Source organism: Paraburkholderia megapolitana (assembly GCF_007556815.1).
GTDB classification, from domain to species: domain Bacteria; phylum Pseudomonadota; class Gammaproteobacteria; order Burkholderiales; family Burkholderiaceae; genus Paraburkholderia; species Paraburkholderia megapolitana.
The window spans coordinates 2828969-2842565 of sequence record NZ_CP041745.1 but is presented as its reverse complement, the minus strand read 5'-3'; the positions used below and the strand labels follow the sequence as shown (position 1 = coordinate 2842565).

Below are 13597 nucleotides of genomic sequence, written 5' to 3'. Positions count from 1 at the left end.
GGGTCACTCCCGGCCTGTACGAACGGCTACTCCGAAGGCATCGGGCCGTAGCCACTCATCTTCGGCTGCACGCGTTACTGGCCTAGATCGCTGGCAAAGTGGTTGGTATAACCCAGCGTGCCCACCCCGCCGATCGTATTGCACGTCGGCGATGCGGCACCGGGCGCACAGTCGACATCGCGATCGAACGACCAGAAATGCAGACCGGCCAGCCCGTTCTGTTTCACGAAGTTCGACACAGTATCCACATCGGACGGCGTGAACGTTTCACCGGCAGAGTCGTTACCGCCGATCATCGGCGTCACTTCGATCTGGCTATACGGCACGCCCCAGTGGTCATGCAGGTTTAACGCAGCCTGGACAGTCGATTGCCCCATCTGGCAGGCCCCCCCTGAAAGCACGCAATTACCCGGCAGTGCCGAGCCGTAGTCCATCGTCATCAGGTTGATCGTGTAGTTCTTCAGCCCGTAGGTCTGGATGGCCTGCATCACCCAGTCGCCGTAGGTGTTGAAGCTGTCCGGAGCACTCGAGCCCCATGAGGTGGCCTGACTCGCACCCGACGGAGCAGGCGCGACGGTAGCAAGCGTAAAGCTGAAGCGCAGATTCGGATACGTTTTCTGCGCCGCGACGACGCGCTGCACGAGATTGTTGATGATCGCCTGGGTCTGTCCGCCTTCGATGTCGAAATCGATCCCGACGAGGTTATTGGACGCATAGCGATTGATGAACGTCGTCATGCCCGCATCGGTGCCGCACGTAAATACCCCCGACGCGCCGCCTGTCGAAATCACATAGTTGATGTTTTTTGCAGTGAAGAGCGACACGTTCGACGAGGCGAGGGTACTGCCACCGAGGCCGGCCCAGCTCTCGCTGCCGCACTCGCCGGTTGCGAAGGCAAGCGTGAGTGCCCGTACGCTGGTCGGCAAGATGGACAGCACGGGGCTCAGGGTGCCGGTTACGTTCGTCGAGATCGTGTTGGTGTTCCAGTTCATCGAGATCGACGTGTCCTTGTAGGGGCTGTAGATGAATCCCGCTGCGGTTCCGGTAGTCGTGCCACCTGTGCCGCCCGAACCTGTAGAACCGGTGCCGCCACCCGAACCGGAATCGGGACCGACGAGCGTCCACAGGGAAGCCGTCGTCGGATTCCATCCGGTGCTGGAGTAGTCCGTCTGATTGACGAGTGCCTGGTAATCGTTGCCGTTGTAACTCACGATGGTTCCAGCCGTGTAATACGTATCGGGCGCCCATGCGCTGACCGCGAATGCCTGGCCCGACGACATTCCGAACAACAGCGATGCTGCTGCGGCGCCGAATGCGGCACGCAGCACGGTTGCAGATAGTCTCTTCGTCATCATGTATCTATCCTTTTCTCGTCTTGAGGGGAGTGACTGAAGCTCTACGATCTCTACGATCAATGAAGGCTGACTCGTATCCGGCGGTATGTGAAATGGATATCGGTGCTATGAAATATGCATGGCGTCCCTCCATTTTTTTGATTTTCGGTGTGCGATGAACGACGAGCCATGATCGGGAATTCCGGTCGAGCGGTGAACTGGCATGGTTGTCAGGTCCATGACGAAATCGATTGACCTATGACGCGAATGTGCTTTTCTTAATGTCGGGTTCCTAAGCTTCTGAGCATCATCGAGGAGGCGTGACATGAGAATCGAACTGATGCGTGTCGTATCGACGGCACTTATGCTGTGGGCATGTGTGGGCTGCAGCGGTGACGGGCCTGGTTCGTCGACCAGATCGACCGCGTTGTCCGCGGCTAATGCGTCTTCCAATGTCGCGGTGCAGAAAGCCGCGTCGAGTGCTTCGAGCAGCACACCCGGTGCGCAAACTGGCACGCCGATCTCACAGCCTTCAGGTTCGATCAACGTCGCGAGCTATGGCGCAGTGGGCGATGGGAACACCGACAATACGGGTGCGTTGCAGAACGCCTTCAATGCAGCGGCGTCATCGCATCAATCGGTCTACATTCCTGCCGGCACGTATAACCACAGCGGGACGTTGTCGCTAAACGGTGTGAACGTAACGGGCGCGGGGAGCCAGACGGTATTGCGCGCGACCAATCCCGACGAGGAAGCGATCAAGCTCGGCAGCAATTCGACGCTAGCGAACATCGAGACTTCCACGCGGGCGCTCGATCGTAGCTCGCAGCCCGATGCCGCGGCGATCGACGTAACCGGATCGAACGATGGCGTCAGCTACGTCACGACGCTAGGCGCTGCGTCGAATGGCATTCGCCTCGACGGCGCGACAGGGGCGACGATCAGCAGCAATCTCGTCGAAGGAACCAATGCGGATGGTATTGCGTTGATGAACGGCTCCTTGAACAACTTCGTCGCGAGTAACGAGGTCTATCAGGCCGGCGACGATTCGTTCTCGGACGATTCATATACCTTCGATAGCAGGCAGGATTCCGGCAACGTATTCAGCCACGACTTCGCGCTGGCGAATGCCTACGGGCGCGGATTTGCCCTGATGGGTTCGACTGGCGATACGATCGAGAACTCAGTCACGGACGGCTCTCAATGGATGGGTATCGTGGTCGGCACCGATTCGAACAGCAGGACCATGAACGGCTCGAACGACACAGTCTCGAACAATCTCATCGTGAATGCCAAAGGCGACGCCGTAGACGTCATGAACCCTGGCGGTTCATTGAGCCAGAGCGGTGCCGGTATGAACATCTGGGGCAACAGTACGAGCGGTTCGGAAGCGTCGGTGTTTGGCTTCACACCGGCGACGAATCTCGTCGACCGTTACTCGATCACCAGCTATCAGCCCGGAACAGGAGATGGTTCCCATAACGGTTCTTAAGCTGGCACGATCTCGTCGCCAATCAAAGAATGCCTAAAACCGTGGCCCGAATCACTGCCTGAACCTTATTCGTCACATCGAGTTTTGCAAGGATATTGCCGATGTGAAAGTTCACCGTCCGCGTGCCCACGCCGATGATCAACGCGACTTCGGCGGCTGTCTTGCCGAGCGCGGTCCACTTGAGCACTTCCAGTTCGCGCGAGGAGAGCCTGGTGTCGATAGGGGCGTGCCGGCGTCCGGGCCTGTTTAGCCGGGCACGGATGAGACTGCTGACCCACGCCAGATAGGGCGAGACCGAGGCGAATTCGGCAGCGCTAACGGGATCCGATTCCCGTGCAACGGTGAGCAAACCAAACATGGCGAGCCGGTCCCACGAAGGATGGGCGAGCCCATGTTTCAGGCCAAAATCCGCAGCATCGTCCCATAGCCGGTCGCCACCAGCAGGTCGTGCCTCGGCCCATGAGATCGTGGTCGATCGTTTCATGGCGAGCGAGACCGATGAATCTATTTCGATGTATTCCTCGGCCAGGTAATGCGACATCCAGCCAGACGGATAACTATCGAGCACTTCGACACTGCGGCTGCCCGGCAAATTTCTTGTTTTAACGCCGTAGGCCCAATAACGAAAGCCGAGTTTGACGGCAATCTCGTCGAGCATTTTGATGACCTGATCTTTATTGTCCGCAGCATCCAGCCTCGCGAACAGATCGATCCATGTCGATGGTTGCAGGGTCATGCGTGAGATTCCCGATCTATGCTTGCCGGATAACGGATAGATGCGCGCAGGGATACACGGGTAGAGGCAACCGTGCTGTCGACTCTACCAGTTGCTATCTGCAGATGCAGCGGGAATTCGGAGTGAACGATTACAGGTGTAATTAACGCGCCATACCGCGCACTAAAAAACGGGGCTTCGCATTGAATAACGGCGATAAAAAGAGAGCCTTGCTACGAAAAGAGACATCGCGCAGACTTCTGGAGAAATGCCGATCGGAGTTCGAGAACATGCCAGAGTTATACGATCTAACGGCCGTCGCGCTTGCCCAGCGCTTTAGCGAGCGCAGCCTGACACCGGCCGACTACGCCGAGGCGCTACTTGGCCATATCGCGTGCTGGGAGCCGCATATCAATGCGCTATACCGCTTCGATCCGCAACGTGTTCGTACTCAGGCGGCAGCTGCTACGCAACGCTGGGCAGCAGGCATACCGCTTAGCCCAATAGATGGGATTCCGGTAACGATCAAGGAACTGATTGCCACTGAAGGCGATCCGGTACCGCAAGGCTCGGCTGCAACGGTGTTAACGCCTGCTACGGTAGACGCGCCGATCGCGATGCGCTTGCGCGAAGCCGGCGCGGTCTTGATCGGCAAAACGACCAACCCGGATTACGGCATGCTGACGTCGGGGATGTCGAGCATGCACGGACTCACACGGAACCCGTGGCGACTCACGATGAACCCGGGCGGCTCGAGCAGCGGTGCCGCCGCTGCGGCAGCGGCGAGCTATGGACCATTCCACGTCGGCACCGACATCGGCGGCTCGATCAGGTTGCCGGCCGGATTGTGCGGTCTCGTCGGATTGAAGCCATCGCATGGCCGCGTCCCGATCGACCCGTATTACATCGGGCGCTGCGCGGGTCCGATGACCCGGACCATCGACGACTGCGCGCTGCTGATGCAATTCCTGTCCCTCCCGGACTCGCGCGATGCGACCAGCCTGCCATACGAAGCGATCGACTGGACAATCGACGCGGCGGACGTTCGTGGCATGCGCATCGGGCTGATGCTGGAGGCAGGTTGCGGGCTCGCGCCCGAAGCCGAGGTGGTGGCGGCAGTGCAAGCCGCCGCAGAGTTGTTTGCTCAACACGGTGCCGTGATCGTTCCGGTTGCGCCGGTGCTCAATCGCGAGATGCTCGACGGAATCGACCGCTTTTTTCAGGCCCGGTTGCTCGGCGATCTGGAAAAACTGCCGGAAGATCGGCGCGCGCGAATACTGCCGTACATACTCGAATGGGCGGGACAGGGCGCGGCCGTTTCCGGTGTCGAGGCAATCCGCAGCTTCAATCGAACCTTCGAGATTCGCGCCGCCGCGGCCCGGCCGTTCCAGGACGTGGACGCTATCTTGTCACCGGTCAACCCGATAAGCAGTTTCCCCGCGGAATGGGCCAGCCCAATCAACGATCCGCTACGTCCGTTCGAGCACATCGGCTTTACCTTGCCCTGGAACATGGGCGAACAGCCGGCGCTCTCGATCAACTGCGGGTACACGTCGAACGACATGCCAATCGGCCTTCAGATCGTCGGCCCACGTTTCGCAGACCGGTTGGTGCTGCAGATCGGCAAGGCATACGAAAACTGGCGCGGAGCAATGCCGCGCTGGCCCGTGCCACCCGCCTGAGCGCGTTGCCGATGTGTAGCGAAGTTCCGCGTCGTTGTTTCCCGATGAAGGATGCCCATGGAAAACACGCTTCGACCCGCGATGACCGAAACCGGTAGCGTGGCGTCCCGCACGGATGCGCGTCGCAGCGTGGTCGCAGTCGCGCTCGGTAACGCAGTCGAATTCTTCGACTTCGGCACTTACGCGACTTTCGCCGTGATGATCGGACACGCGTTCTTCCCGACCAAGAGCGCGTTCATGAGCCTGTTGTTGTCGGTCTCGGTGTTCGGGCTCGGCTTTATCGTGCGACCGCTCGGTGCGGTACTGATCGGCGCCTATGCGGATCGCGCGGGTCGCAAGCCGGCCATGATGCTGACGCTGCTGATGATGACTGTCGGCACCGGCGCGATCGCCGTGCTGCCTGGTTACGAATCGATTGGTATGGCGGCGCCGATCCTGCTCGTGTGTACGCGGCTTGTGCAAGGGCTCGCGTGGGGCGGTGAGGCGGGGCCCGCTACCACCTATCTGCTCGAGGCCGCACCGATCGAGCGGCGCGGCACGTACGCCTGCTGGCAGGTTGCGACTCAAGGGTTCGCGGCGGTCGCGGCCGGGCTCGCGGGATTTGTGCTGACGATGCTGCTATCGGAATCGCAACTGTATTCGTGGGGGTGGCGTGTGCCTTTCGTGTTCGGGTTGCTGGTGCTGCCTATCGGCATCTATATTCGCCGCCGCCTGTCGGACACCATCGACTCGCACGGCGCACCTGCTTCGACACGCGAGATCCTGCGCGAACTGAATACGCAGCATCGCCGCCCGATCGTGATTGGTCTTTTGATTCTGCTCGGCAGCACGATTACGCAGTACTTCCTCAACTACATGACGACGTTTGCGCTGACCGAACTGCATTTGCCGGGCAGCATCGCGATGCTCGCGACGTTGACGACGGGCGCTACGCTTGCAGCAGGGTGTCTCGTGGGAGGGCGTCTTTCCGATTCGATTGGACGCAAACCGGTGTTGATCTGGCCACGCGTGCTCCTGCTTCTGCTGATTTTTCCGGCACTGCACCTGATCGTGTCCCAACCGACACCCGCGGTATTTCTCATCACGCTTGCGGTGCTTTCCGCGCTGCATGGCATGAGCGGTGCTGCACTGATCATTCTGATCGCCGAGAGTTTTCCGACGCGAGTTCGCTCGACCGGTTTTTCGATTGTCTATGCCGTTGCGGTGTCGCTGTTCGGCGGTACGGCGCAAAGCATCATCACGTGGCTGATCGGGGCCACCGGCAATCCGATGGCGCCGACCGGGTATTTGCTCGTTACGACTGCGATCTGCATAGGAGCGGGGATGATGGCAAACGAAACTGCGCCGATCCGGCGCGGTGCTGCAAGCATCTGACGCAACGGCGTTGTTGAACTCGCAGCGACACGTGCCGCACGGCTTTCGGGCACGACGCTAACGTTGTCTTCCAGAGCAGCACACGGGACTTATGAAGAACCCATTGCGTTATCTGTCCGCGCTGGGCGTCAACCTGGTCTTGCCGTGGCTTGCGTACCACCTCGCGTTTCCGCATTGGGGATACGTCGGCGCGCTGGTCGCGTCGGCGGTGCCGCTACTCGCGTGGATCACGTGGGATCTGGTGCGCCTGCGGCATTTCGATGCGTTGAGTGCGGTCGTGCTGGCGGGCATCGCGCTGTCTCTGCTGGTGATGGCCTTCGTCGACTGGCCGGCCATGCATGCCGCGGGCGACCCGATGGTGTCGGGCATGATCGGCGTGGCGTTTCTGGTTTCTCTGCTGCTACCCCGGCCGATGGTGTACTACCTTGCACGCTCGACGTTCGCGCGCGAAAGTGCAAACGGGGCGATCCGCTTCGAGCGGCGCTGGCGCGAGCGACCCGAGCTGGCAGGAATGGTCCGGCATATGACGATCGTCTGGGGCGTTGGACTGATCGTCGAAAACGTCATGAGAAGCTGGGTCGCATTGACATGGACCGACCGGCAACACGCGGCGATCGCGTCGGCGCTGATCCGGTATGTCGTCTTTGGCGGGCTCATGCTCTGGACGATCTGGCAGCGGCGATCGTATCGGCACAGCGTGCAACAGCGCGCGGGCGGACTGGACGACTAGACCGTGCAACGAGCGCGCACTGACCGCGGGGCTACTGCAAACGTGCCGTAGCCAGATGCACGGCCATGCCGAACATCATCACGGCGACAAACGCATCGAGTGCCCGCCACGCGATAGCACTAGAAAATAGCCGGCGAAACGCGTGCGAAAAGCTCGTCAAACCGCAGAACCAGGCAAACGACGCGACGATCGCACCGAGCATGAACGGCCAGCGAGCGCCCCCCGGCTTGCTCGCCGCAATCGAGCCGACCACGAGCACGGTATCGACCCACGCGTAGGGATTGAGCAGCGAGACAGCGGCCGTGGCCATCAGCGTTTGCAGAAATGCATTGCGTGCGGGCGTAGCGTCGCCGTCGGCATGATGGTGGCCGGCAATAGCCGCGCGCAGCGCAAGCAACCCATGGCAGACGAGATAACCGATGCCGCTCCATAGAGCGACAGAGAGCAGGAGCGGATGGCGGGCGAGTAGTGCGGAGAAACCGCCGGCACCGAGTGCGATCAGCAGTGCATCACTGCCCGCACAGACCGCCACGATAAGCAGTAGATGCCGGCCCGCCAGCGAACGTCTGATGACGAACGCGTCTTTCGGACCCACCGAGGTGAACAGGCCGGCGCCAAGCAGCAGTCCTTCGACAAAAGCAGAGGTGTCTAACATGAATCATGCCGACAACCTCTCAAGCTGGACCGGAACCGTTAAGTTGCTTGCCACTATAGGGGCGGTTTGTGACGATTGCAATTGAGGCGATCTCAGCCTTCGTCCGCATGCGCACGAGCGCGCACCTCGGCAAACGTCGTATCGACGAGCAGCCGGCCCGCTTCGAACACCGTGACAAGCGCGTCTTCCCAGTCGTCCTCCATCCGCCTGTCGTCCCACGCAAGCGGCAATTCAATGGTCCGATACTCGCCGGTGCGGCGGTGGCGCAATAGCGTCAACCGACCCTTCTTCGAACGCTTGCCCGCATCGGTCACGGGGTCCTTGTAGACGCCTTGCCACGTATCACCGAGTCGGACGGCGGAGCATTTCATCGCGAAGCGCTGCGTGTCGCGATCGACCTGCTGCAACAGCGCGCCGCCCATTCCGAAGACGAGGTTGTCGGCGGCATAGCCGGCATCGTCGAGCGCGCTGAGAATCGCTTCGATCGATGTAGCGTTGACGCCGTCGCCCTGGATCACACGAACGTGATTGAGCACGCGCCGCGCCTTGCTGTTTAGCGTCGAGCCAAATGTTGCATCGAGCGCGCGGACGGTGGCCAGCACGATCGTGAGCGGATCGCCGGAGTCGGGGCGGATTACGAGCGTGGCACCCGATTCGATCACGTCCTGCTTGAGCTGCGTGCCCCACATGTCGAGTGCGGCGAACAGATCGTACGAGTCGGACACGACCGAGACGATCGTGCCTTCGCGGCCGAACTGCCGCAGCATGTTGCGATACGCATCCACCTCGCGCGGCCGGCCCCACGACGTGATCGTGCTGTGCTCGGCAGCGGGCACGGAGAACGCGGCCATTGGTTCGTTGTAGTAGCGATTCGCGGCGACCACACCGAGCACCGTATCCGAACCCATGAAGCTAACCAGATGCGCCGCGCCGCCGATCGCCGCCGACTCCGCACTCGACACACCACGCGCGCCGAAGTCGTGCAGCTTGAATGGCAGTTGCGAAAGATCGTCGCTGGTTTTAGCGAGGAAACCGCGGATCGTTTGCCGCAGATGCCAGCTCTGCGTCGCTACGGTGACCGGATACCAGACGCGCAGCAGCATCGTCTCGAGATACGACGCGAGCCAGAACACGGCCGGATCGTCGCATTCGACGGTAACGAGCACGTTATGCGTCGGCACCACCGATCCTTCGGCGACCGCCCGAATCCGCACCGGCAGATAGCCATCGTATTGCTTCACGATGTGGCGCCAGCCTGCTTCGTTGAACGGTTCGCCGTGCGCGGCGAAGAAGGTCTTCGCTTCGTCGATCATCTCGTTCGTGATCGGACGGCACAGATATTCTTTCAGCAGCATTTGCAGGCCGAAAAACAGCGTGCGCTCATATCGTCCGCCGCGCGATTCGATGTACGAAAACATCGCGGACGCTTCGGGCGGGTATTGAAGAAAGTGGGACGCCTTGTACGAATCCGTGTTGAGGATCGGATTGGACAGGATCGACGCGAGACTGCCGGTGGTGGCTTGCATGGCTAGAGCTCCTCTAGGCCGTTGATGTACCGCCGGGTCTATCCCGGCGGGTGAATGAATCAGAGTTTCCCCAGAAAGTGATAGGCGATGTCGAAGTGATCCTCGAACATGACGTTGCGCATGCGCGCGAACACGTTGAGCGGTACCCAGCGCGCCTTGTCCGCATCGTCGCCGCCCTTCACGCGCGGCAGGTCGCCGACCGGAAAGCTGAACAGGAACGCATGCGTGATCGTGCGGCCACGCAGCGAGCGCTGCGGGTGATCGAACACCTGACGGTCTTTGAGCGAGCCGCGAATCACGGGCTCCGGCAGCTTGAGGCCGGTTTCTTCGCGCAATTCGCGAACGCACGCGGTTTCGAGTCGCTCGTCCTGATTGACGAAGCCGCCCGGCAGCGCCCATAGCCCGCGTCCCGGTTCGCTGCGGCGGCGCACGAGCAGGATGTGGCCCGAGTGCACGACGAGCGCATCGACGGTGACGAAAGTGACCGGGTAGGGCGCCGCGGCCCACGCCTTGCGATATGCGGCGATAAATTCCGCTTCCGCTTTCAGCTGCGCGAATTCGGGCTGGGTGCGGAACTGTTCGAGCCACTCGAACACCGGTGCGGGCACGGCCCACGAAACAAAACTGTTGCTGCGCTCCGCAAGCAACTGTTCGCGTACTTCCGTTGCCGAGATGTCTTCGGATGCGTCGACTTCGACCAGTTCCCACTGCGGGAACATCCGCAGGTAGTACGACGAGCCGTCTTTCTCGTGACCGATCAGCCCGATTTTCGCGCTACTCGCGTCGCCGAGTTCGGTAGCGACGGCATCCTGTACCCAGCGGACCCAGTCGCTATCGTTGTAGGTCGAATCCTGCACCGGCGAAATGATGACGCGCTCGCGTTCGCTGTCCGTGAGCACCGAGGTGATCATCTGACGGCGTTCGTCGAAGGAAAAGGGATCTTTGATCGTGCGCGGCCGATCGGTCGAACCGATCAAGACGCAGACTCGCGTGGCGAGACTCAACGCGCGCCGCAGCACTTCGACGTGACCGCGATGCAGGGGTTGAAACCGACCGATGAAAACGAGCGCATCGAAGCGCCTGGACAACGTGCTCATGAGGCTCCCTCAAGAGATTGGCGGCTGCAGGTCTGTCCTTTAGCCGTATCGGCATGATAGTGCGCCGATGTGCGGATGGTCAATGTGCGCTTTAGAGCCTTCTCTTTAGAGGGTTTTCTGACAGATCCGTGAACATGCTCGTCTATGCGGCGCACGTGTGCGGATTGCGATCGCGCATAAAGCCGGCTACTGTCGCACGATAGGCCATCGCCCGGCGGCGACGGAGCATCTCCCGATCACAAGGAAACCAGCGTATGAGCATCAGCATCGTCCGGTTAGGTTCGCCACGCGCCCCGGCAGAAGGCGTACGCATCGGCACCGTGCGGCGGCCGCCACGCGGCGTGCCGAAAAGCGAGTTCGGTTCGCGCAACTACTACGACGTCTGGCTACCGATCCTCTCGCCCAGCCCGTCATTGGTGGCCGACGCGAAAGCGGCGGAGGACGCCGCCGCCTGGAAAGCCTTCACGCGCAAATTCCGCACGGAGATGGAAGGCGACGCCGGCAAGGTGCTGGACCTGCTTGCGGTACTCTCGCACACCGCACATTTCTCGATCGGTTGTTACTGCGAGCACGAAGATCACTGCCATCGCGGCGTTCTTCGCCAGATGCTGGCGGAGCGGGGCGCGTCGATCGTGTGATGTACAAGATCGTTACGCACCTGCCGTGATATTCAAATCCCGCATCCGACCATGACGCCAAAGCCTCCAGAAAACCCGCTCTCGCCCCGCAAGGCGCCGCTGCAGCGCCGCGCCGCGGCAACCGTCGACGCGATCGTCGAAGCCGCCGCCCGCATTCTGGAGACGCAAGGCCCCAGCGGCTACACGACCAACGCGGTGGCCGAGCGCGCGGGCGTCAGCATCGGTTCGCTGTATCAGTACTTCCCGAATCGCGATGCGTTGACCGCGGCGTTGATCGAGCGCGAGACCGGCACGTTGCTCGAACAGGCCCGCAGTGCAGCTGCCGAGCCGACCTGCGCGGCAGTGCTCGGCGCCCTGATCGACGCGGCGATTGCGCATCAGATGCGCCGACCGGCGCTCGCTCGCGTGATCGATTTCGAGGAACGTCGTTTGCCGCTCGGCGACCGCAACCTGCATGTGGCGCAGCAACTGCATCGGGTGATCGTCGAAGCGCTCGGTCGACCCGATGCGCCGGCCATTACGGATCGCGAAACCGCAGCGCAGGACGTGCTCGCGCTTGCACACGGCATCAACGATGTCGCCGGCGAGCGCATGGAAACCGATGCGCAGTCGCTGCGCGAGCGCGTGTGGATCGCGGTGCGCGGCTATCTGGTGGGCATGGCGGAGATTGGGCGTTGAACGGGCATCGTGCGTGGCCACCGCGCTGCAATGACGAATACGACCTAACGCGACCGCATACGATCTTTCTTTTCTAACAGGCGCTTTCATGTCTTCTGTACTGGCATTCAAGCTGGTGTTGCTGTCGTTGATTGCGATCATCGTTCTCGAACTCGTCGCGAAGCGCCTGCGTCTGCCGCCCGCCGCCGCGCTACTGGTCGGCGGCGCTGCGATGGCGTTTATACCCGGCCTGCCGCCGGTGAACCTCGATCCGGATCTCGTCCTGATCGTGTTCCTGCCGCCACTGCTGATGGACGGCGCGTACTTCTCCGTATGGGACGATTTCAAGCGCAACCTGAGCGGCATCCTGCTGCTCGCAGTCGGTGCCGTGGCGTTTACGACGTTCGCGGTCGGCGTCGTCGCGCACTGGGCCGCACCTGGCTTGCCGTGGGCGGCATGCTTTGCGCTCGGGGCGATCGTTTCGCCGCCCGATGCGGTCGCCGCCAAGGCCGTGCTCGAACGGGTCGCGTTGCCGCGCCAGTTGATGGTGCTGCTCGAAGGCGAGAGCCTGCTCAACGACGCAGCCGGGCTCGTGCTGTTTCGTTTCGCGGTCGCCGCAGCGCTGACCGGCGTGTTCAGCATCGAGCACGCGACGCTGAGTTTCGCGACGCTCGCGGTGGGCGGCGTCGCGGTCGGATGGATTGTCGGGATGCTGGTCGTGCTACTCGTGCGAGTACTCGACGACGATTACCTCATCATCATTGCATCGGTGATGGCGGGATGGTGCAGCTATATCACGGGCGATCTGGCCGGGGTATCCGGTGTCATCGCCACCGTGACCTGCGGGATGGTGCTCGGCTGGCATCAGCACGAAGTGTTCTCGGCGGCAGTGCGCACGCGTGGCACCGCATTCTGGCAGGTCATCGTGTTTCTGCTCGAAGCGCTGGTGTTCGTGTTGATCGGGCTGTCGCTGCGCGGCGTGATGGTGCGCCTGGGCGGGATCGGCGACGTGATGGCCGCTTTTGCGCCCGCGGTCGGCGCGGTACTCGGCGCTGTCGTCGTGTCGCGCTTCGTCTGGGTGTTCGGCGTCGATGCGTTGCGCGCGCTGTTGCCGCGCATCGTACGGCGCGTCCCGCGTGCCTTCGAATGGCGTGCGGCGACGGTCGTGAGCTGGGCCGGCATGCGCGGGGTCGTGACGCTCGCCATTGCGTTGTCGCTGCCGGAAGCGATGCCGGGCCGCGATCTGATTCTGGTGGCCGCATTCGCGGTCATTCTCGTGACCGTGTTGTTGCAGGGTACGACGATCGGTCCGTTGATTCGCCTCGTCGGTCTCACGGGCGGCGACGCGCGAGCCTCGCATCATCTGACGGAAACGGGGGCATGGGCGCGGCTCGAAGCCGCGCAGCTCGCTGCGATCCTGCCGCTCGTGCACGCACCGGACGGCACCGTGATTCACCCGCGGTTGCTCGAGCAGTACAGCTATCGCGCGCGCATTACCGCTGAGCACCGGGACGAAGAGGCGTATCCCTCCGAGGCGCGCAGTGCGCACTACGATGTGGTGCTGGCGGCGGTTGCCGCCGGTCGCGCGGAACTGTTGCGTATGCATCGAGCGGGCATCGTGCACGATGAAATGCTGCATACGCTCGAACACGATCTGGACTTGCAGGAGGTGGCCGCGCGGCATGCGCGCGGTTAGC

At 61.8% G+C, this 13597-nt stretch carries 12 protein-coding genes; 7 read left to right on the top strand and 5 right to left on the bottom strand.

The window, feature by feature from the left end; genetic code table 11:
• Positions 1-74 precede the first annotated feature (74 nt).
• The gene (locus FNZ07_RS25925) at positions 75-1355 is read right to left on the bottom strand and encodes a carbohydrate-binding protein (RefSeq protein WP_245811526.1); all 1281 of its coding nucleotides are present in this window, start codon (positions 1353-1355) and stop codon (positions 75-77) included.
• 304 nt (positions 1356-1659) lie between these two features.
• Between FNZ07_RS25925 and FNZ07_RS25920 the strand changes: the two genes are divergently transcribed.
• Positions 1660-2826, top strand: coding sequence for a glycosyl hydrolase family 28-related protein (locus tag FNZ07_RS25920; RefSeq protein ID WP_091014526.1), 1167 nt, complete (start codon positions 1660-1662; stop codon positions 2824-2826).
• Between the two features lie 22 nt (positions 2827-2848).
• On the opposite strand, the gene FNZ07_RS25915 is transcribed toward FNZ07_RS25920, so the two are convergent.
• Positions 2849-3562: an autoinducer binding domain-containing protein gene (locus FNZ07_RS25915; protein WP_091014523.1), complete on the bottom strand. Its 714-nt coding sequence runs from the start codon at positions 3560-3562 to the stop codon at positions 2849-2851.
• A gap of 269 nt (positions 3563-3831) precedes the next feature.
• On the opposite strand from FNZ07_RS25915, the gene FNZ07_RS25910 reads away from it, so the two are divergent.
• From FNZ07_RS25910 to FNZ07_RS25900, 3 genes are all read left to right on the top strand, one after another.
• Complete coding sequence (locus FNZ07_RS25910; protein ID WP_091014521.1) at positions 3832-5223, top strand: amidase; 1392 nt, start codon at positions 3832-3834, stop codon at positions 5221-5223.
• A 57-nt stretch (positions 5224-5280) separates the two neighbouring features.
• Positions 5281-6597 (top strand): MFS transporter, encoded by a 1317-nt coding sequence (locus FNZ07_RS25905; protein WP_091014518.1) that lies wholly within the window; start codon positions 5281-5283, stop codon positions 6595-6597.
• A gap of 91 nt (positions 6598-6688) precedes the next feature.
• Complete coding sequence (locus FNZ07_RS25900) at positions 6689-7327, top strand: VC0807 family protein (protein ID WP_091014516.1); 639 nt, start codon at positions 6689-6691, stop codon at positions 7325-7327.
• Positions 7328-7358: 31 nt separating this feature from the next.
• Here FNZ07_RS25900 and FNZ07_RS25895 read toward each other — a convergent pair whose 3' ends face one another.
• The 3 genes from FNZ07_RS25895 to FNZ07_RS25885 form a co-directional block, all read right to left on the bottom strand.
• The gene (locus FNZ07_RS25895) at positions 7359-7982 is read right to left on the bottom strand and encodes a LysE/ArgO family amino acid transporter (RefSeq protein ID WP_091014514.1); all 624 of its coding nucleotides are present in this window, start codon (positions 7980-7982) and stop codon (positions 7359-7361) included.
• A 92-nt stretch (positions 7983-8074) separates the two neighbouring features.
• Complete coding sequence (locus FNZ07_RS25890) at positions 8075-9508, bottom strand: nicotinate phosphoribosyltransferase (RefSeq protein WP_091014512.1); 1434 nt, start codon at positions 9506-9508, stop codon at positions 8075-8077.
• A gap of 59 nt (positions 9509-9567) precedes the next feature.
• Positions 9568-10605: a bifunctional nicotinamide-nucleotide adenylyltransferase/Nudix hydroxylase gene (locus FNZ07_RS25885; RefSeq protein ID WP_091014509.1), complete on the bottom strand. Its 1038-nt coding sequence runs from the start codon at positions 10603-10605 to the stop codon at positions 9568-9570.
• Between the two features lie 254 nt (positions 10606-10859).
• On the opposite strand from FNZ07_RS25885, the gene FNZ07_RS25880 reads away from it, so the two are divergent.
• The 3 genes from FNZ07_RS25880 (at position 10860) to FNZ07_RS25870 (ending at position 13596) form a co-directional block, all read left to right on the top strand.
• Complete coding sequence (locus tag FNZ07_RS25880; RefSeq protein ID WP_091014507.1) at positions 10860-11243, top strand: DUF488 domain-containing protein; 384 nt, start codon at positions 10860-10862, stop codon at positions 11241-11243.
• A 51-nt stretch (positions 11244-11294) separates the two neighbouring features.
• Positions 11295-11921, top strand: a complete 627-nt coding sequence (locus FNZ07_RS25875; protein WP_091014505.1) for a TetR/AcrR family transcriptional regulator — start codon at positions 11295-11297, stop codon at positions 11919-11921.
• A gap of 88 nt (positions 11922-12009) precedes the next feature.
• Positions 12010-13596, top strand: a complete 1587-nt coding sequence (locus FNZ07_RS25870) for a Na+/H+ antiporter (protein WP_091014504.1) — start codon at positions 12010-12012, stop codon at positions 13594-13596.
• Position 13597 lies beyond the last annotated feature (1 nt).

Bases quoted from the DNA above. Each gene is read 5' to 3' on its own strand.
- FNZ07_RS25925 (WP_245811526.1), bottom strand. From the start codon at position 1,355: ATGATGACGAAGAGACTATCTGCAACCGTGCTGCGTGCCGCATTCGGC.
- FNZ07_RS25920 (WP_091014526.1), top strand. From the start codon at position 1,660: ATGAGAATCGAACTGATGCGTGTCGTATCGACGGCACTTATGCTGTGG.
- FNZ07_RS25915 (WP_091014523.1), bottom strand. From the start codon at position 3,562: ATGACCCTGCAACCATCGACATGGATCGATCTGTTCGCGAGGCTGGAT.
- FNZ07_RS25910 (WP_091014521.1), top strand. From the start codon at position 3,832: ATGCCAGAGTTATACGATCTAACGGCCGTCGCGCTTGCCCAGCGCTTT.
- FNZ07_RS25905 (WP_091014518.1), top strand. From the start codon at position 5,281: ATGGAAAACACGCTTCGACCCGCGATGACCGAAACCGGTAGCGTGGCG.
- FNZ07_RS25900 (WP_091014516.1), top strand. From the start codon at position 6,689: ATGAAGAACCCATTGCGTTATCTGTCCGCGCTGGGCGTCAACCTGGTC.
- FNZ07_RS25895 (WP_091014514.1), bottom strand. From the start codon at position 7,982: ATGTTAGACACCTCTGCTTTTGTCGAAGGACTGCTGCTTGGCGCCGGC.
- FNZ07_RS25890 (WP_091014512.1), bottom strand. From the start codon at position 9,508: ATGCAAGCCACCACCGGCAGTCTCGCGTCGATCCTGTCCAATCCGATC.
- FNZ07_RS25885 (WP_091014509.1), bottom strand. From the start codon at position 10,605: ATGAGCACGTTGTCCAGGCGCTTCGATGCGCTCGTTTTCATCGGTCGG.
- FNZ07_RS25880 (WP_091014507.1), top strand. From the start codon at position 10,860: ATGAGCATCAGCATCGTCCGGTTAGGTTCGCCACGCGCCCCGGCAGAA.
- FNZ07_RS25875 (WP_091014505.1), top strand. From the start codon at position 11,295: ATGACGCCAAAGCCTCCAGAAAACCCGCTCTCGCCCCGCAAGGCGCCG.
- FNZ07_RS25870 (WP_091014504.1), top strand. From the start codon at position 12,010: ATGTCTTCTGTACTGGCATTCAAGCTGGTGTTGCTGTCGTTGATTGCG.